General features: G+C 45.8%; 15 protein-coding genes and 1 tRNA gene. 12 read left to right on the top strand and 4 right to left on the bottom strand.

Annotated elements, in window-relative coordinates; translation table 11 throughout:
• Positions 1–31 precede the first annotated feature (31 nt).
• From EC604_RS10870 to EC604_RS10905, 8 genes are all read left to right on the top strand, one after another.
• Positions 32–1,228, top strand: coding sequence for a methyl-accepting chemotaxis protein (locus EC604_RS10870; RefSeq protein ID WP_123064209.1), 1,197 nt, complete (start codon positions 32–34; stop codon positions 1,226–1,228).
• A gap of 254 nt (positions 1,229–1,482) precedes the next feature.
• Positions 1,483–2,238: a phosphate ABC transporter ATP-binding protein PstB gene (pstB, locus tag EC604_RS10875; RefSeq protein ID WP_123064210.1), complete on the top strand. Its 756-nt coding sequence runs from the start codon at positions 1,483–1,485 to the stop codon at positions 2,236–2,238.
• A gap of 63 nt (positions 2,239–2,301) precedes the next feature.
• Positions 2,302–2,961: a phosphate signaling complex protein PhoU gene (phoU, locus tag EC604_RS10880; protein WP_123064507.1), complete on the top strand. Its 660-nt coding sequence runs from the start codon at positions 2,302–2,304 to the stop codon at positions 2,959–2,961.
• A gap of 246 nt (positions 2,962–3,207) precedes the next feature.
• Positions 3,208–5,862: a DNA polymerase I gene (polA, locus tag EC604_RS10885; RefSeq protein ID WP_123064211.1), complete on the top strand. Its 2,655-nt coding sequence runs from the start codon at positions 3,208–3,210 to the stop codon at positions 5,860–5,862.
• A gap of 60 nt (positions 5,863–5,922) precedes the next feature.
• Positions 5,923–6,750: a DNA-formamidopyrimidine glycosylase gene (mutM, locus tag EC604_RS10890; protein ID WP_123064212.1), complete on the top strand. Its 828-nt coding sequence runs from the start codon at positions 5,923–5,925 to the stop codon at positions 6,748–6,750.
• 149 nt (positions 6,751–6,899) lie between these two features.
• Positions 6,900–7,664 carry an MntP/YtaF family protein gene (locus EC604_RS10895; protein WP_192895091.1) on the top strand — a complete coding sequence of 255 codons (765 nt, stop codon included), beginning with the start codon at positions 6,900–6,902 and terminating at the stop codon, positions 7,662–7,664.
• 9 nt (positions 7,665–7,673) lie between these two features.
• A complete protein-coding gene (gene coaE / locus EC604_RS10900) occupies positions 7,674–8,270 on the top strand; it encodes a dephospho-CoA kinase (RefSeq protein WP_123064214.1) in 597 nt (198 codons plus the stop codon).
• Positions 8,267–8,830, top strand: coding sequence for a lytic transglycosylase domain-containing protein (locus EC604_RS10905; protein ID WP_123064215.1), 564 nt, complete (start codon positions 8,267–8,269; stop codon positions 8,828–8,830). The genes coaE and EC604_RS10905 overlap by 4 nt, the downstream gene beginning before the upstream one ends.
• Positions 8,831–8,929: 99 nt before the next feature.
• On the opposite strand, the gene EC604_RS10910 is transcribed toward EC604_RS10905, so the two are convergent.
• Positions 8,930–9,151 carry an alpha/beta-type small acid-soluble spore protein gene (locus EC604_RS10910; protein ID WP_017689472.1) on the bottom strand — a complete coding sequence of 74 codons (222 nt, stop codon included), beginning with the start codon at positions 9,149–9,151 and terminating at the stop codon, positions 8,930–8,932.
• 115 nt (positions 9,152–9,266) lie between these two features.
• On the opposite strand from EC604_RS10910, the gene nrdR reads away from it, so the two are divergent.
• On the top strand, positions 9,267–9,734 hold the full coding sequence (gene nrdR, locus EC604_RS10915; protein WP_090920285.1) for a transcriptional regulator NrdR: 468 nt from the start codon (positions 9,267–9,269) through the stop codon (positions 9,732–9,734).
• 283 nt (positions 9,735–10,017) lie between these two features.
• Here the strand turns inward: nrdR and EC604_RS10920 are convergent.
• Positions 10,018–10,089 (bottom strand) — tRNA-Ala (locus tag EC604_RS10920).
• Positions 10,090–10,424: 335 nt separating this feature from the next.
• On the opposite strand from EC604_RS10920, the gene EC604_RS10925 reads away from it, so the two are divergent.
• Positions 10,425–11,468: a hypothetical protein gene (locus tag EC604_RS10925; protein WP_123064216.1), complete on the top strand. Its 1,044-nt coding sequence runs from the start codon at positions 10,425–10,427 to the stop codon at positions 11,466–11,468.
• A 310-nt stretch (positions 11,469–11,778) separates the two neighbouring features.
• On the opposite strand, the gene EC604_RS10930 is transcribed toward EC604_RS10925, so the two are convergent.
• Positions 11,779–12,027, bottom strand: coding sequence for a hypothetical protein (locus EC604_RS10930; RefSeq protein ID WP_151458068.1), 249 nt, complete (start codon positions 12,025–12,027; stop codon positions 11,779–11,781).
• Between the two features lie 214 nt (positions 12,028–12,241).
• On the opposite strand from EC604_RS10930, the gene EC604_RS10935 reads away from it, so the two are divergent.
• Together EC604_RS10935 and EC604_RS10940 are read left to right on the top strand one after the other, a co-directional pair.
• A complete protein-coding gene (locus EC604_RS10935; protein ID WP_123064218.1) occupies positions 12,242–13,204 on the top strand; it encodes a helix-turn-helix transcriptional regulator in 963 nt (320 codons plus the stop codon).
• A gap of 106 nt (positions 13,205–13,310) precedes the next feature.
• Entirely contained in the window at positions 13,311–13,937 is a 627-nt protein-coding gene (locus EC604_RS10940) for a type 1 glutamine amidotransferase family protein (protein ID WP_123064219.1), read from the top strand.
• Between the two features lie 184 nt (positions 13,938–14,121).
• On the opposite strand, the gene EC604_RS10945 is transcribed toward EC604_RS10940, so the two are convergent.
• On the bottom strand, positions 14,122–17,745 hold the full coding sequence (locus tag EC604_RS10945) for an S-layer homology domain-containing protein (RefSeq protein WP_123064220.1): 3,624 nt from the start codon (positions 17,743–17,745) through the stop codon (positions 14,122–14,124).
• Between the last annotated feature and the right edge of the window lie 154 nt (positions 17,746–17,899).

Consider the following 17,899-nt stretch of genomic DNA (forward strand, 5'->3'; position numbering starts at 1 on the left):
GGAGCTAACACGTAAAGGAGAATGTGTAATTATGCCCATGTTGTTAGAGGCTAGACCTGAGAATCTGGATGTTAGTTTACCAAAAGAGGAAGAAATACGGTTCGTACCTGAGTTGGAATCGGATGAATCGACAAGCGAAGTTCAGGAAGAAAATGCCGTTTCTTTAACCGAATATTTCCGTCAGGTGCCTGTAGCAAGAGGAGATACGACTTGCGGAGAAGCCGCTGCGATGCTCAGTGACGGACTGGAGCATCCGTGTATTGTGCTCTGTGATGAACACTTGAAACCGACAGGATTACTGATGCGTGAGAACTTATATCGGTTACTGAACGGAAGATTCGCAGCGGACTTATTTTATCGTAAACCGATTATGAATGTAGCTAACGCATCACCGGTTATTGTAGATATACATATGGAACCTGCAGCTATTATTGATGCCGCGCTTCGGCGGGATGAGGATCATTTCTATGACTGTCTGCTCGTAACGGAGCAGGATCGATTTCTTGGTGTGCTCACGATCCGTGATGTAATGTCGCTTTCCCGTAAGCTCCAGCAGGAGGCATCCGCAGACCGCATATGCACCGTGACAGAGAGTGGACAGGAAATTTCACGCATTCATGAGGCCGTAACCAAATTGGTTCAAGCCGCTAATCAAACCGTGCAAGAAGCAGGGCAGGTTATCAGGTTATCCAATGATGGAGAAAGCCGTTTGCGTCAAGTTGAGTCTTCCTACCTTCAGGTTCATGAGCATATGGGAGATCAGGGCAAACATGCAAGTCAGATGCTCGAATCCATTAAAACAGGTGCAGGAATGGCACGTTCCATTCGAACGTTGGCGGATCAGAGTGGGCTTCTGGCACTGAATGCATCCATTGAGGCTGCTCATGCGGGAGAATATGGAAGAGGGTTCCAGATTGTTGCCGGAGAGATCCGGGCACTGGCCAAGCAGACACGCGAAGTGGCTGGAAACATGACTGTTTTGCTTCAGGACATTGAACGTTTAACCCAGCAGACCGTATCTCTCGTTCAGGCGAGTGGTGCTGAAATCGATGATAGTGCGCAGTATGTGCAGGAAGGTGCGGCAGCGTTTGGAAAGTTAAATCGTGCGGTGAATGCTTTGTCCTGCATCGTTGAGACGATTGCTACTGAAGGCGGGGAAGCTGGCAGGGTCGCAGCGAATATCCAGTTGAAGCTGAAGGCCATGATTACGGATCATTCCGAGCTATGAACTAAAGCACAAACCGGGGCACAGAGTACAACGGAAATCGCGAAAGGCAAAAAAGAGAGACCTGGGACGTTAATATAACGGCTTGGGTCTTCTTTAAGGTGTTTTTACATTCCGTTAACATGAAGGTGGTACTGTTTTTACAATGTTACGTTAGGATATTAAAGATGACTGTGCTGATTGATAGAGAATATGAACGCCGGTCTCAACGTAAAGGGAATCCAATGATCCCTGCAGCGAAGGAGAAGTGAGCATCCATGAAAGACCTCATTCACATTGATGGACTTAATTTATACTATGATACGCATCACGCGCTTAAAAATATATCGATGGATTTGCCGGAGAAAACCGTCACGGCGTTTATCGGGCCGTCAGGTTGCGGTAAATCGACATTGCTCCGCACGTTGAACCGGATGAATGACATGATTCCGGGCGTTCGTGTGGAAGGACAAGTTATGCTGAACGGTTCGGATATTTATAGTAATGAAATTGAAGTGGAGACGCTTCGCAAACGGGTAGGAATGGTATTCCAACAGCCGAATCCTTTTCCAAAATCGATCTATGACAACGTGGCGTACGGACCACGTCTGCACGGCGTAACCCAAAAAGCAGAACTGGATAGACTCGTCGAACAGAGTCTGGTTCATGCGGCATTGTGGGATGAAGTCAAGGATGTGCTGAAAAAATCGGCATTAAGTCTGTCTGGTGGACAGCAACAACGTCTGTGCATCGCACGTGCACTGGCTGTACAGCCAGATGTGTTGTTGATGGACGAAGCCACTTCGGCGCTGGACCCGATCTCCACGCTGAAAATCGAGGAATTGGTCAAAGAGTTGCATCATAAATATACCATCGTCATGGTTACGCACAATATGCACCAGGCAGCACGAGTGTCTGGGCGTACGGTATTTTTTCTGAATGGTGAGGTGGTGGAGGCAGCTGATACGGAGACGTTATTCTCCACACCGCAAGATTCCCGGACCGAGGACTATATATCCGGTCGGTTTGGTTAAGGCGAGCTGAACAGGATGATCCCGGCTTACCCGGAGATGATGGAGAAGGAGGACATGGAATCTATGATTCGCAGAAAAGAATTTGATCAAGAGCTGGAAGAACTGCGCACCCTGCTGAAACAAATGGGGGAACATGTAGGAAATGCCTTGGACGGTGCGATTGAGAGTTTGCAGACATTAAATGTAGAGAAAGCTCAGGTCATCATTAAGAATGATGCGAATCTCAATGCCCTTGAGGACAAAATCATGGAGCTGGGCTCCAAGCTTATTATTACGCAGCAGCCCGTTGCCAAGGATTTAAGACGCATTATCGTGGCCTTCAAAATCTCCAGTGACCTGGAGCGTATGGGGGATCTGGCCCTCGACGTGGCAAAGGTAACGATTCGTATGGAAGGTCAAGAACTGATCAAGCCGCTGGTGGATATTCCGCGTATGGCGGAAGTGGTGAAATCCATGATTGATGAGTCCATTGAGTCCTATTTGAAGGAAAATACGGATCTGGCCTATAAAATGGCACAAACCGATGATCAGGTCGATCAGTTGTACAGCAACATGATTCGTGATCTCTATACGTTGATGACTGAACATCCAACAAATGCATCTCAGGCTATGCTGCTCTTGATGGTTGGACGTTACATTGAACGTATTGGTGATCATGCAACGAACATTGGTGAAAGCACCGTGTACCTGGTGACGGGTCAGCGTCCAGACCTGAACCAGTAAGTTGTTCTGGGCAGGCTCTGCTGCACAAGCGGGGAATAATAGACATACAAGATAAAAGAATATGATCGAAATGGGGAACTTTCTTCCGGCTGGCCTGTGCACAGGCTGACTGGGAAGGAGGTTCTTTTTTTGCGGAAGAAAGTGGGGAAAAGGGTTGCGAAGTTTTTTTGATGTAGGTGGCAGGTATGGTATCATGAGAGTATGTAGGTAAGTACAGTCTGACCATATGATACGCGAGGTGCTGGAATGGACAAGTTTATTCTTATAGATGGAAATAGCATTATTTATCGGGCATTTTTTGCAATGCCTCCCCTGACGAATTCGAAAGGTCTGCACACGAATGCGGTATACGGCTTTACGACGATGCTGCTTCGCTTGTTGGAAGAACACAAGCCTACGCATGTTATGGTGGCGTTTGATGCGGGCAAAGTGACGTTCCGCCATGAAGGGTACCAGGAATACAAGGGTGGACGGGAAAAAACACCGCCGGAGTTGTCAGAGCAGTTCCCTTTGCTCAAAGAATTATTGAAAGGACTTGGGATTGCCCAGTTTGAACTGGCTGGTTTCGAGGCAGATGATATTATCGGAACGCTAACCAAACGCGCGGATGATGCAGGCAGACAGGTTCTCGTTGTTTCAGGTGACAAAGATATGCTGCAGCTTGCTTCTGACCATGTACATATCGGGCTGACGCGTAAAGGGGTTACGGAGATTGAACTGTATGACCCTGCTCAAATTAAGGAACGTTACGGTCTGACACCTCTGCAGATTATTGATCTGAAAGGTCTGATGGGCGATGCTTCGGATAATATTCCGGGTATTCCGGGTGTCGGGGAAAAGACGGCGCTGAAGCTGCTCCATCAGTTTGGATCGGTAGAAGAAGTGCTGAACGGTACAGGTGAACTGAAAGGCAAGATGAAGGAAAAGATTGAAGCCCACGCCGAAGATGCACGCATGAGCAAACAGCTGGCGACCATTCACCGCGAGGTTCCGCTGGAACAGACGTGGGAGGACATGCAGTTTGATGGATTGAAGGAAGCAAGTGCGGGACCGGCACTTGCTAAGCTGGAGTTTAAGTCGTTGCTCGAGCGTTTGGCCTTTAGCAGCAGCGTAGCTTCTGAGCAAGAAGCTGTTCCGGCTGCTGAGGTTGAATCCACAATCGCAACAGAGGAAAACCTGGCTGAACTGATTGATGTACTGGGTTCAATCGATGTGCTTCACGTGGAGACCCATGGAGATAATCCGCATCAGGCGAAGCTTGTTGGACTTGCTGTAGGCGCCGGGGAGAAATATACGTTCATATCTCCGGAGCTGCTGCAGTCGGGTGCGGCAGCTCCTGTACGGGAATGGCTTGCAAGCGCCGACCAGCCGAAGCGTGGATATGATCTGCATCGTGTGGATTTGGCTTTGCATGCACATGGCATTGAATTCGCCGGTGCAGCTTTTGACGTGCAGCTTGCTGCCTATTTGCTTGACCCAACTGAGTCCAATCAGACCATTAGCGGGCTGACGTCTAAGTATGGACTGCCCTCGCTGGTTGAAGACGATATAGTACTAGGTAAAGGGGCTAAATACAAACTGCCAGAGGCGGAAGTTCTGGGCGATTTCCTGTGTCGGAAAGCTGCTGCGCTGGCGGCAATTATCCCGCTTCAGGAGCAGGCACTGGAGAGCGATGAGATGAATTCGCTGTTCCATGAGCTGGAAATGCCGTTATCTCGTATTCTTGCCGACATGGAGAAGCAGGGAATCAAAGCGAATACAGAAGACTTACAAGCCCTTGGTCGTGAATTTGAAGAACAGATCGGCAAACTGATGGCCGAAATCTACAAGTTGTCCGGTACGGAGTTTAATCTGAACTCACCAAGACAACTCGGCGAGATTTTGTTTGATAAGCTGGGTCTTCCTGTCGTGAAGAAAACAAAAACAGGCTACTCTACTGACGCTGAAGTGCTCGAAAAGCTGGCTCCTTATAACGACGTGGTGCAGCACATTTTGCAATATCGCCAGCTTGCCAAGCTGCAATCCACTTATGTGGAAGGTTTGCTGAAAGAAATATCGGACCGGGATGGTAAGGTGCATACGTTCTATCGTCAAACCATTGCAGCAACAGGACGACTGAGCAGCCAGTTCCCGAACTTGCAGAACATTCCGATACGTATGGAAGAAGGGCGTAAAATTCGGAAAGTTTTTGTACCGTCCGAGCCGGGCTGGTCTATTCTGGCAGCCGACTACTCCCAGATTGAATTGCGTGTACTGGCACACATCTCGGATGATGAGCGTCTAAAGGAAGCTTTTGTACATGATATGGATATCCATACGAAGACCGCTTCTGATGTATTTGGCGTGAAGCCGGAGGATGTAGACAGCGACATGCGTCGTTCCGCGAAGGCGGTTAACTTCGGAATCGTATACGGCATAAGTGATTACGGCCTTTCCCAGAACCTGAACATTACGCGGAAAGAAGCAGCACAGTTCATTGATCAATACTTCGAAGTATTTCAGGGTGTACGCCGCTATATGGACGATATCGTGAAGGAAGCAAGGCAGGACGGGTATGTGAAAACATTGCTGGAACGCCGTCGCTATTTGCCCGAAATCAACGCGAGTAATTTCAATCTGCGCTCCTTCGCGGAACGTACGGCGATGAATACACCGATTCAGGGTACTGCGGCTGATATCATTAAGCTGGCGATGGTGCAGATGGACGAGGCGTTGCGGGAACGTAAGCTTCAGAGTCGTATGTTACTTCAAGTACACGATGAGCTCGTGTTTGAAGTGCCAGCAGATGAACTGGAGCTGATGAAGGAGCTTGTGCCTTCGGTGATGGAAAAGGCGCTTACGCTGTCGGTGCCGCTAAAAGCTGAAGTTAGCTTTGGTGAGAACTGGTATGAAGCAAAATAGATAAGAAAGGGTCCCGCTGAGCGTCATCTTCCGTTATAATGTAAGGGAGGTGAGAACATCATGCCGGAACTACCGGAAGTCGAAACAGTCAGAAGAACGTTGAATCAACTTATTGTAGGTAAAACGATTGATCATGTTACCGTTAATTTGCCGCGGATTATTCAGCGGCCTGACGATATAGAAGCATTTGCATTGGAACTGGCAGGACATACCGTGATTGGTGTAGAGCGCCGGGGCAAGTTTTTACGTATTTTGCTGGACGGGCTTGTGCTGGTCTCCCATCTGCGAATGGAGGGACGTTACGGTGTGTACCATCAGCGCGAAGAGGTGGAGAAACACACTCATGTCATCTTCCACTTTAATGATGGTACAGAGTTGCGATACAAGGATGTTCGTCAGTTTGGAACGATGCATCTGTTCAGTGCAGGTGAAGAGCTGGTATCTAAACCACTCATGAAGCTCGGACTGGAGCCACTGGATGAGGCATTTACCGTGGATGCGTTCCGCGATGCAGTAGGCAAAAGAACCACCAAAATCAAAGCTGTATTGTTGAATCAGGCATATGTTGTTGGCATCGGGAATATTTATGTGGACGAGGCACTCTTTCGCGCAGGTATACATCCCGAGACGATTGCCAAGACGTTGACCGAAGCACAGCTAAAGGTGTTGCATGAAGCCATTGTGGCTACGTTGCAGGATGCGGTGAATGCCGGGGGCTCCTCGATCAAATCGTATGTCAACGGGCAAGGCGAGATGGGCATGTTCCAGCATCAGCTGAAAATTTATGGTCGCAAAGCGGAGCCTTGCCATACCTGCGGCACATTGATTGAAAAAAGTGTCGTTGGCGGCCGAGGCACGCATTTTTGCCCCAATTGTCAACGGCTTTGATCTCCCGAACCAGAACTGAATCAAGGAAATGATGAAATCATAGCACCCTTGGATTCCTCCCTCCATATACTGATATGGCAGAAATAAGCGGGCATATACCCATACTGACATCATCAGTTGGCACGTACCGCACAGGGGAGGAATCCGGGGTGCTGCATCATTTTATTTCATTACTGGCGCTTGCTTTTGCAGTGAGTTTAGATGGTTTTGGAGTTGGAATTACATATGGACTTCGGAGGACCAAGATTCCGCTCTTATCCATTGGTATTATTTCGCTTTGTTCGGGATTGGTTATCGCGTTATCTATGCAGGTTGGCGTACTTTTATCTCATGTTGTGTCGCCAGGTGTAGCTTCCATTGTGGGGGCTGTCATTCTGATTGTGATCGGTGCGTGGTCGCTCGTGCAGCTGATTCTTCGGCGGGGCAAAAAACGTGAGGAAACAGAAAGTGCAGTGTCGCAGGAGAGATTGCTTCAGGAAAATGGAACAATGGATTCGGGGCTTTCATCCAGAGGCAAGAATCAATTAATGGTCCTGGAAGTGCAGCCTTCACCAACGGATGGCTCTGTGGAGCGCATGGTATTCACACTGGAATTACGCAAGCTTGGTGTGGTCATTCAAATTCTGCGCAGCCCGTCCAAGGCGGACATGGATAACTCAGGGAGTATCTCCGCACAGGAAGCGATGTGGCTTGGAATTGCGCTGTCACTGGACGCCTTTGGTGCAGGTCTGGGTGCGGCGTTACTTGGATTTCCTACGCTGTGGACAGCACTGGTGATTGCGTTGTTTAGTGGGGCGTTTCTGTCACTTGGCATGAAAGTAGGATTACGGTTTGCAGCACAGCGCTGGATGCAGAAGCTTTCCATTCTGCCGGCTCTGCTGTTAATGATTATGGGAGTAATAAAGCTGTTATGAGGTGAGACGATGAATATAGGCTTAACGGGCGGAATCGCAACAGGCAAAAGCAGTGTTTCCGCCTATCTGGCCAGTAAGGGAGCGCTGCTCATCGATGCAGATGTTATTGCCCGGGAAGTCATGTTGCCTGGGCATCCCGTTTTGGCCGCCGCTGTTCAGCGGTTTGGACAAGCCATACTGAATGAGGATGGAACGCTGGATCGGAAGAAGTTGGGGAGTATTGTTTTTCAGCACCCTGAGGAACGTAAAGCGCTTGAGGCCATCACTCATCCCGCCATACGGAAGGAGATGCGTGAGAGAGCGGCTGCATATGAATTGAACCATCCGGACAAGCTGGTGGTATCGGATATCCCCTTGCTGTACGAGTCGGGTCTGGAGGAAGGTTTTACGGAAGTTATGGTCGTATATGTACCTAGAGCAGTACAACTGGAACGGCTGATGAGTCGGGATCTGATGACCCGGGCTGACGCCGAAGCGCGCATTGCGGCACAGATGGATATTGAACGCAAAAAAAAGCGGGCAGATATCGTGATTGATAACAGCGGTTCATGGGCTCAGACGGAGAGGCAGCTTGAATCATTTTTAACGCATAAGGGTTTGTTATGAAAATACTGCGTAAAAAACGTGTACTGCTGATCATGTTTGTTTCCTTTGTACTGGTGTTATTTCTAAATACGAACTGGATGGCCTGGTTTTATCCGATTGAATACAAGGAAGAGATTCGGGCGCAATCCCAGAGTTATGAGGTTGATCCGTTTCTGATCGCTTCAATCATCAAGGTGGAGACCAATTTCAAAACGAGCAAAGAATCCAAGCGGGGTGCGATAGGGCTGATGCAGCTCATGCCGGATACGGCGAACTGGATTTTGGAACAAGCCAAAATTCCGGATACTTCGCTTGATGAATTAAAGCATGAACCTGAGCGAAACATACAGCTGGGCACATGGTACTTACGTAATCTCTCCGATCAGTTTAATGGCAACGAAATTGTGATGATTGCAGCCTATAATGCAGGACCGGGGAAGGTCAGCAGCTGGTTGAAAAATGGTGTGTGGGATGGCAAACTTGAAACGGTGAAAAATATTCCTTTTGGTGAGACACGCCACTATGTACAACGGGTTATTTACTATTATAATCAGTATGTGAAGATCTACGATACGTTCTAGAGCGATTGCTTGGAAAAAGATAAGGGAGAAGCACGGAGCAGACCGGTAGTGTACCGGCCGCCCCATGCTCCTCTGTGTAACGTATTACGATGCAGATAATTATTGGTATTGACCTGCCAATTGCTGTTCTGCAATTGTTACCAGACGCTTCGTGATGTATCCACCGATCGAACCGTTCTCGTAAGAAGTCATGTTACCTTGGTACCCATCTTGCGGGATGCTGATTCCGAGTTCTTGAGCTACTTCGTATTTCATTTGCTCCAGGGCTGCGGAAGCTTTAGTTACGACCAAGTTGTTGGAGTTACCGTTGCTTTGTGCCATTGCTGTTCACCTCCTCGCGGGTTGGTAAAAGTATTATGTGTCGCCGATGCGATTTTCATAACAAAATATGCTCAGGGAATATGTGGTAAAAAGTAAAAGTGGGAAGTGATCTAAGTTGAAATGTCCTTATTGTGGTTATCTGGGTACCAAAGTGCTGGATTCCAGACCAGCGAATGAATCCAAATCCATCCGTCGCCGACGCGAATGCGAGCAGTGCGCGAGAAGATTCACAACCTTTGAAATGATTGAAGAAACACCTTTGATTGTCATTAAGAAGGATGGCAGTCGGGAAGAATTCAGCCGTGACAAAATTCTGCGTGGATTGATCCGTGCGTGTGAGAAGCGTCCTGTCTCTGTAGAAACGCTGGAGATGATGGTATCTGAAGTGGAGAAGTCACTGCGTAACACAGCCGAAGCTGAAGTGGAAAGCCGCCAGATCGGCGAGCTTTTAATGGAACAGTTGTTTCCGGTGGATGAAGTGGCGTACGTGCGATTTGCTTCTGTGTACCGCCAGTTCAAAGACATCAACATGTTCATGAAAGAACTGAAATCGCTGCTGTCCAAAGAAGATCTGGAGGACTAAATGTAGTGGGAAAAGGAGAAGAGCAATCCGGAGCCGCATCTGGTATGTGCCGTATGTGCCCGTAACATGAATGTTCTTCTCCATAAGATTTTCGGTGCACGAAAACCCCTAACGAAAAACCAAATCTAAGTATTTGAAAAAACTACGCCTAAAGCAAGTTTTTTTCTAAATGGAACTCTACGTAGAGGGAGTAGGCAGTAGAACAGTCTCAATATTGGGGAATAAAAAACATTACATATTTAAATAAACAAAAGACCCTACATAAAATAGGGTCTTAAAACTATGGAGCGTAGGGGGGTCGAACCCCTGACCTCTTCGCTGCCAGCGAAGCGTTCTCCCACTGAACTAACGCCCCAAGACGAATACAAAAATTAATATATCACTTAAATATTAAGCAGTCAATGTTTGTTTTATCTTTCGTAGCACTGTTATATTTGCGAATGAAGCTGTTCGCCTACCGAAAGAGGATCTCCTATCTTGCTGTGTTCAATTATGCTAATATATGTGTAACTCATGGTAAGTTTTCCCTGTGTCAATGTAGTGTAGGGATCTTCATAAAATACAATCTCTCATTTACATAGAATTCTTAAAGCTACCTTTTTATCAACATAGATGTATTACAACAACAACTAATATATTAAACATGTAAATAAGCTAATGAGAATCTCCTTCTGAAAGGTTGATGTTATTTTGATTAGTCCTTATAACGAGTTATGGATGGATTGTGTAACTAATAATCTTATAGCTATGCTAGCTAGCCAAAATGAAGCATTCCTTAAATTCCCCTGCTATATGGACACGATTTACCTAAGAAAAGTTTTTAATCAATCTTATAGTTCAGAGGGAATTCAAGAGGACTTGATGTCCAATGGTGCATACTTCCCTAAAATACAGTATTCTCTAGAGTTGCTTAATAATTATATTGATCATGAATTCGAAGAGATTAATCAGGATTGCCAAAGCATCCATAATATTATCAAAAGTAAAATCGATGATGGTTATTGTCTTTTTATTCTTGTGGATCGTTTTTTTTATCCTTCAGGTCTGGATGCGAATACTTCTCACATGATACATCCAACGTTTATTTATGGCTATAATAATGATAACCAAAGTTATATGGCGTTAGAGGATTGCGTAATGATGGGGAAAATGGATTATTACAGCATTCCTTATAGTTCTATTGAGAAATCGAGTCAATACATTACAAGTTTAGGTAGAGCAATAAGTTTAAATTTTTGCAAAACTAATGAGTCTTCAAAAGAATTTAATGGTGAAATTCCGATATTACAGGTGATTAACTCGCTGGAGAAAATGCTACAAGGAGGACAAATATATAATAAAGAATATGATTTGTACTATCATTGCGGACTAGATTCATTATCTACTTTTTCCAATGAAATTAGTACTTTCTTTTATAAATTGACAGATAAAAATACATTCAGAACAAGGGCATTGTCTTTCTGTCAATATCATAAGCGAAATCAAGACGTAGTTACTCTTATTTCGAAATATTATGATATTAATATGGGAGAGATTAAGCTATATTATGAACAACTTTACAAAAAATGGTTTGTTTTTAAAAATAAAAGTAATTATATTTTGGAAAAGCGGATGTTTAGCGGAATTCATATAAGTAAGGACGATCTTGCATGGTTGAATTTTAACTTAAATGAAATAATAGATTTAGAAAGAAGAACAATGGAAAGAATGTGGTTTCTGTGCAGAGAATATTAAATTGGAAATATTCTGAATATTTGAAACTGGAAGAATGAAGGAACTATCCCTGTAAACAGGTCTCTATAATTGTAAGTCAATTGGGAAATATGAATGGAAACAGAGGCATTTAACAAGCATTACATGATAGCTTGTGAAGATGATCACGCGTAAAGCGTAGAGTGAAATCCACTGCTGGAATATATTCATAGTTCGTATATCTGTAATGCTTGTGAATAGAACCCACTCACTTTTATCAAGAGCCCATTTGGTATTATAAAAAGACCCTAGGCTACAAACTGGCGTCGGTATTCCACCGGCGTCAGTTTGTTTAGTTTTCGCTGTGGGCGTTTTCGGATTTTCTACACTGTACCAAAGAAATAATTTTACGTTTGGCATGGGCATAAAGCCCGCTTCGAGACACATGAAACACATGACAGAGCTTCTGGATGTCACTGTTCCCCACTATCTTTTCCATGATTTCAAATTGCTCTTGATCGATGTATTCTGTTCGGCGACCTCGTTGATCGATCAGTCCAAACTCACCTAGTTCCCGATATTTTCGCATCCATCGCTTCATTCGTCCAAATCTGCATTTTTTGTTGAAACAATTGTCTCTGTTCAAATTAAGATGGGCCTGAGAAGTAGTGGTCCTCTGATAGCGTTTCTCTTGTGGGGTCAAGTGGGCTAGAGTAGCTAGGTCACAGATGAAAAATTTGTTTCTCTGTGTAACGAATATAGGCAATTGACGTATGTGAAATTCCTAATATGATGATATGGGGGAGGGTTATGTTATGCCGAAAAATGATAATATGTTAGCCATTCTATGGATGTTGAATTCGGGAGAGAAATGGACTGCAAAACAAATATCCGAAAAGTTAGAAGTAAATATAAGAACAGTTTATCGGTACATTGATGCACTATGTTCTAGTGGAGTTCCTATCATAGCCGACCCAGGTCATCATGGTGGCTATAGCCTGTTGCATCATTTTATCAGAGCGCCTCTGCTATTTGATATGGAAGAAAAAAAGACACTCCTTCATGCTGCTGTTTTTGCAAAAGAAGCTGGATACCCATTGAGTGATTCATTAGAGAATGCGACGTCCAAGTTGAAAATGTATTCGAATGAGCAACAGGAGAGCACACTAAATCATCAATTAACTGGATTTGAAGTGATAAACCGGATGATCAGCCCTTCGAATCAGCTTATATTAGCGGAATTGGAGCATGCTGTAGAACAGGAAATCTCTGTAGAGATGGACTACCGTACAAACCATGAAGAAAAGCCAAAGAACAGGATAATAGACCCTTATGGAATAGTATACTGGAACAATAAATGGTATACGGTTGCATTTTGCCACCTAAGGAATGAAATACGAAGTTTTCGAGTAGATCGGATTTTACTAATCAAGCGTACTCAACTCATTTTTAAGCGTCCTGAAGCTTTTTCTAGCCGTGAATTTTTTATGAAAAACCTGTTACCTGATCTTATGGGGAAGAAAGGATTAATTTCATTAATAATCGAAGGTAGGCCAGAGGCGTTAGACGAATTAAGCATGCATTGGTTTTTCGGCCATCATCTGAAAGAGCGAACATCTAATCAAGCCATCTTTTTATTTGAGGAAAAATCCATTCATAGCTCTGTCCCTTATTTTCTCCTATCCTATGGTAAATCCATTCGAATAATTGAACCCCAGAGTGTGAAAGACAGACTTGTTGCTATTGCAACAGAGTTAATGGAATATTATCAACATTAGTAGCTTCACTGACAGCGGATGTCAGTGAAGCTATTTTATAATGAGATAGTCAGTGATTATCGATGGATTGTAGTCCTTGATAGATAAAAAAAGGGAGAAATTCTAAATGAAAAACAAAGTATATCTTTATGTTTTTGACAGCATGTCCGATTGGGAAATAGGTTATTTAACAGCCGAGCTGAATTCAGGAAGATACTTTAGAAAGGGGCTGGCTCCAGCACAAATAGTCACCGTCGGGATCGAAAAGTCTCCAGTAACTACAATGGGCGGATTGAAAATAACACCTGATATTAAAGTGGATGAGTGCAATATTAAAAGCATAGATGCACTCATTTTACCTGGTGGGAATACCTGGACTGAGGCTATTCACAAGCCCATATTAAAAATTGCCGAGATGTGTCTACGGGAAAGGATCATGGTTGGAGCCATTTGCGGTGCTTCCATCGGACTTGCTCAAGCAGGGTTGTTAGATTCACGTTTTCATACAAGCAATGATCTGGCTTACCTTAAAATGATTTGTCCGTCTTATACGGGCGAAGAATATTACAAATTGGATGCTGCTGTTACGGATGGAAAACTGATAACTGCTTCCGGAGTAGCTCCACTTGAATTTTCTGTTCATTTTTTAAGAGAGCTAGATGTATTTTCTCCAGAAACATTAGACGCATGGTATCATCTTAATAAAACTCATGAACCTCAATATTTCTACGAATTGATGAGTTCAATTCAGTGACAGCTCTATTCAAAGAGAAACACCATCACTTAAATGTGATGGCGTTTTTTGATGGATTGCTTCGTAGGTCAGTCTACTTACGGGGAGTGAACGTAAGGATGTTTTCTAAACTGGTCTTTACCAAGGGTAGAGCTTTAGGTTGTATTGTTTAGCCGGAAGGTAGCGCATCATTCTGTACACGCTTTCAATTATGCGAGTGTTCGATGAACCGTACAAAGATAGTAGCTGCTTCGGAGCGGGTAGCAGTGGCTGTAGGAGCAAATAGATTATCCGGCTTGCCTGATACAATACCGGTGCTCCGCATCGCCTTAACGGCCTCCAATGCCCATGAGCTGATCTCACTCTCGTCGGCGAAGGACTTAGACTGGCTTTCAGGTATTTGATAGCTTTTGTACTTCATGTAGTTATAAAGGATCACTGACATCTGTTCACGAGTCATCGGAGAATTGGGGTCAAACAGATTCGCGTTTAAACCGTTGACTATGCCTTTTTCTGCCGCCCACTCGACTGCCGCCGTGTACCACTGTTCGTCCGTCACGTCCCTATAGCGAGAACTCGTATAGTCGGTATGTTTTACATTCTCCAGATTGGCCAGTACCTGCACGAACATTGCGCGCGTCATTGCGCTGTCCGGTGCGAATGTCGCAGACGTCGTGCCGTTGAAAAGATTGTACGTGTAAACGGAATTAACGTAACCGTAGAACCAGTTCTCCATGGTGGTATCCCTAAAAGGATTGCCTGATCGCAAGAGGAAGCCCAGTGAGGAGGTATCATTAAATGTAAGCTCTGTGGCCTCACGAATGTTCAGCGATATGCCGTTGTTTAAGTCCACTCTTGCTCCGTGCAGTCCTGCCACAACCGTACCGTCGGCTCGTATCTTCGATCCTTCATGGATATGCATTTGATTGCCGTTTGGCAGGTTGCTGTGCGCTCCTTTGCTTCCTACAGTGACCGTTCCGTCGCTTTCAATCGTGGAGCCGCTTGGAATGGTCACTGTGCTTTTGCTGCTGGGGAGTGTCACTTGGGCGCTCTTGTCCCCCGGAACGGTCACCTTACCGTTTGAATCTATCGATGTGCCTTCAGGTACCGTGATTTCCGTGCCACCTTTGGTCGAAATCTTGCCGCCACCGGGCAGGGTAGTGTTACCATTTTTGTCTGTGACTGCGGGTTTATCCTTCGGTGTACTCACGGTGTAGCTCGACTTCGACATACCAGCTTCTGTCCCGGTGCCCGTAATGTCGGTGTTGCTTGTGTTATCTGTGTTGCTTGTATTACCGGTGTTGCCCGTAGTGCCACCAGAACCAGGCACGGTAGGGGTTGCCGCCGCCGTCGGCATAGCCGTTACACTGATCTCTGCGCCGCCGCCCTTTGCGTTCAACGCGATGATTTTGAAGCTGTAGCTTTGACCGTTTGTCAGGTTATTGAAGGTATATTTAGTTTCGGTCGCTTCCATTGTAACTGGCGGTACGTTGCCATACCATACCTTGTAGCCCGATATTGTGCTGCCACCGTCGTCAGCTGGAGCAGACCAACTCAAGGTGACCCGTCCGTCACCCGCTGTCGCCTTGAATCCGCTCGGCGCACCGGGCACGACCGGTTTTCGCTGCGCGAACATCCAATCGAAGACATCGGTGTAGTCATTGTTCCAAGCAGGCAAGTTAGAGGATTGCGCCGTAGGAGCTATACTCCAATTTCCCATAGTTATCTGGTTGTAGAGAACAGCTGCTTCAACTTCATGCGCTATATAATCAGCCAGAACAGGTGTGTTGGCAGGATTCGGCCTCAGATTCGGCTGATCAAATTGATTGTAAGGCCATGTAAGCACCTCATTACTCTCAAAGCGTGAAGCCCTTGCATTAATCATTTTTGGCATATTGGTATTGATGAAATTATTGAGGTTAGTCTGGTAGCCACCAACATTATGAGCATTTAAAAACATCCAATAGGCCAAGGTGTGGTGAGAGTCATTGTCCTTAGCGTTCGGTGAACCGCTTACCGGGGCCATCGGTGCGGCGGCAGCGAAGAAGCCGGGATAGCTGTTAACTAAGTTGTTCGTATACTGGCCGCCCCAGGAGAAGCCTGCTGCGTAAACACGGTTAGGATCTACTTCGCCGCTGGCGATCAGGGCGTCAATGACCTTCTTAACATTCTGTGTGGAGGGAACAGAAACGCCATTATAGGAAATATTCAGGATGTGGCTGGCGTACTTTTCGGGATTCTGTGCCATTTTTTTCATTAGGGCGACCGATCCATTGGCGGATTTCATGGCCGCTTTTTGGTCTGCCGCAGCGTTTGTGCCGCCGCGTGACATGCCGTGGGTGTACACATACAGCGGCAATCCTTTCACCACGTTACCGTCTTCATCCTTATGAAGGTAGAGCGAGCGATTGACCGAATTATCCGTGAATGTTGTGAATTTATCAAGGATTGGATTCACAACTTTTTCTTGCTCAAAAACCACGTTGTGAAGTGGATTCCCCTCTGTCAGTACGATCTGACCCTTTTGGCTGAGGGTGTAAACCTGCTTTGTCGAGTTACTGCTGCCATCTAGTGTTGTATTGCCGCCGCTTTCTGAATAAAACTCAGATTCAACGACGATGTAACGCCCGCTTGCCAGTCCGTCCTGATAATCCGGTGAATTGCTAACCGGCCCCACATAGCCGCGTACCTTCGGTTCATCATTAGCGTATACCCTTGTGATCTTGCGTGGTCCTTCAAAAGTAACCGCTTCACCGTTCAGGGTGGTGTTCCTAGCCGATAAGGCAAACAAATCTGGACGAAGCTCGGAGCCTAACGCCGAATTCCCTTCACCTAAGTCGATGATGACAGCCGTTGTGTACTCGCCACTGGCGAAGTTGTCATTCCATACGATAAAAGGAAGTATGCTCGCGCCCGGATCATTTTTGAATGTCACATGAATGGTATGGCTAGCTTCAATATTCGTAAAGGTATAAGAGCTAGAAGATTGAGTCACGATCACGCCGTCTACCGTTACAGTATCCACAACTTTACCGGAATCGGGGCTAAACGTAATGTCTTTATTAGAGCCTCGTTCTACTCTTAGGACATCGCCAGGCGGATTCGACATGATTGAGCCACCCGGTCCGGCAGTGGCGGTAATTGTTAATCTAGTGTCCACTTCATTGGCTGGGATGAGCTGCAGGCTGTTTGTAAATGAATCAGAGCTGGTATAAGCTGCGTCCGGAACTCCAAAAGAGGAAACGACTTCATAGCGGTCACCGCCGTTTTCTGTCGAGTTATTGATATAGACCTCGAAGGTAAGATTTCCCTCCTGTAAGATCAAATCTCTTTTGGGTATTCTCATCTCCACGATGTATCCTGTTTCCGTGGTCTGGGTCCATGCAGCTCTGCCTGGAGCGGCCTGCCCTGAAAACACACCCGTCGCGCTGACACGCCACTGGTTCGAGCCACCTGTTCCAGTACCAACATAAAACTCCAGGCTGTCGTACCGGTGATCTCCGCCAGCTCCCTGATATAGATTACTGTCATTCACAACTACGCGGGCATACACGTAGTCATGATCCCAAAGGATTCTGGCAGTGCCCGTGGCATGAGGTCTGGGATCGGTGGGCACAGTGCTTTTGTTGATGTGATGCTCCATGGTTTGGCTCCAGAGGGGGTCATTTGACCCGAGTTCGGGAGTTCCAAAAATGGCGGCCTTTGTTTCATTTGTTACTACTGCGTTTTCAATGTTGTCATTGTCGGCAGCATAGCTCATAGGCATTAACGAGGCTACCATGACCAAGCAACAAAGGAACGCGAGCATTTTTCTAAATCGTTTTGGCATAGATGCAATCCTCCTTATTTTTTGATCCGGTGCGCTCATGGTTTACTCGCATCCGTATTTGGAAGCGTTATCAAAAGATGGCAGGCGCCCAACTATATATATTATGTTTATCCGGGGTTAAATCCTTTAATTTCAATGTAGAGTATATTTTGGA

Origin of the sequence: Paenibacillus amylolyticus (assembly GCF_003719335.1) — a bacterium.
GTDB classification, from domain to species: domain Bacteria; phylum Bacillota; class Bacilli; order Paenibacillales; family Paenibacillaceae; genus Paenibacillus; species Paenibacillus amylolyticus_D.

What these genes read in the sequence shown, in the direction of transcription:
- phoU (WP_123064507.1), top strand. Translation starts at nt 2,302, where the DNA reads ATGATTCGCAGAAAAGAATTTGATCAAGAGCTGGAAGAACTGCGCACC.
- EC604_RS10870 (WP_123064209.1), top strand. Translation starts at nt 32, where the DNA reads ATGCCCATGTTGTTAGAGGCTAGACCTGAGAATCTGGATGTTAGTTTA.
- EC604_RS10930 (WP_151458068.1), bottom strand. Translation starts at nt 12,027, where the DNA reads ATGAAGCGATGGATGCGAAAATATCGGGAACTAGGTGAGTTTGGACTG.
- EC604_RS10940 (WP_123064219.1), top strand. Translation starts at nt 13,311, where the DNA reads ATGAAAAACAAAGTATATCTTTATGTTTTTGACAGCATGTCCGATTGG.
- EC604_RS10905 (WP_123064215.1), top strand. Translation starts at nt 8,267, where the DNA reads ATGAAAATACTGCGTAAAAAACGTGTACTGCTGATCATGTTTGTTTCC.
- coaE (WP_123064214.1), top strand. Translation starts at nt 7,674, where the DNA reads ATGAATATAGGCTTAACGGGCGGAATCGCAACAGGCAAAAGCAGTGTT.
- mutM (WP_123064212.1), top strand. Translation starts at nt 5,923, where the DNA reads ATGCCGGAACTACCGGAAGTCGAAACAGTCAGAAGAACGTTGAATCAA.
- polA (WP_123064211.1), top strand. Translation starts at nt 3,208, where the DNA reads ATGGACAAGTTTATTCTTATAGATGGAAATAGCATTATTTATCGGGCA.
- EC604_RS10935 (WP_123064218.1), top strand. Translation starts at nt 12,242, where the DNA reads ATGCCGAAAAATGATAATATGTTAGCCATTCTATGGATGTTGAATTCG.
- pstB (WP_123064210.1), top strand. Translation starts at nt 1,483, where the DNA reads ATGAAAGACCTCATTCACATTGATGGACTTAATTTATACTATGATACG.
- EC604_RS10945 (WP_123064220.1), bottom strand. Translation starts at nt 17,745, where the DNA reads ATGCCAAAACGATTTAGAAAAATGCTCGCGTTCCTTTGTTGCTTGGTC.
- EC604_RS10910 (WP_017689472.1), bottom strand. Translation starts at nt 9,151, where the DNA reads ATGGCACAAAGCAACGGTAACTCCAACAACTTGGTCGTAACTAAAGCT.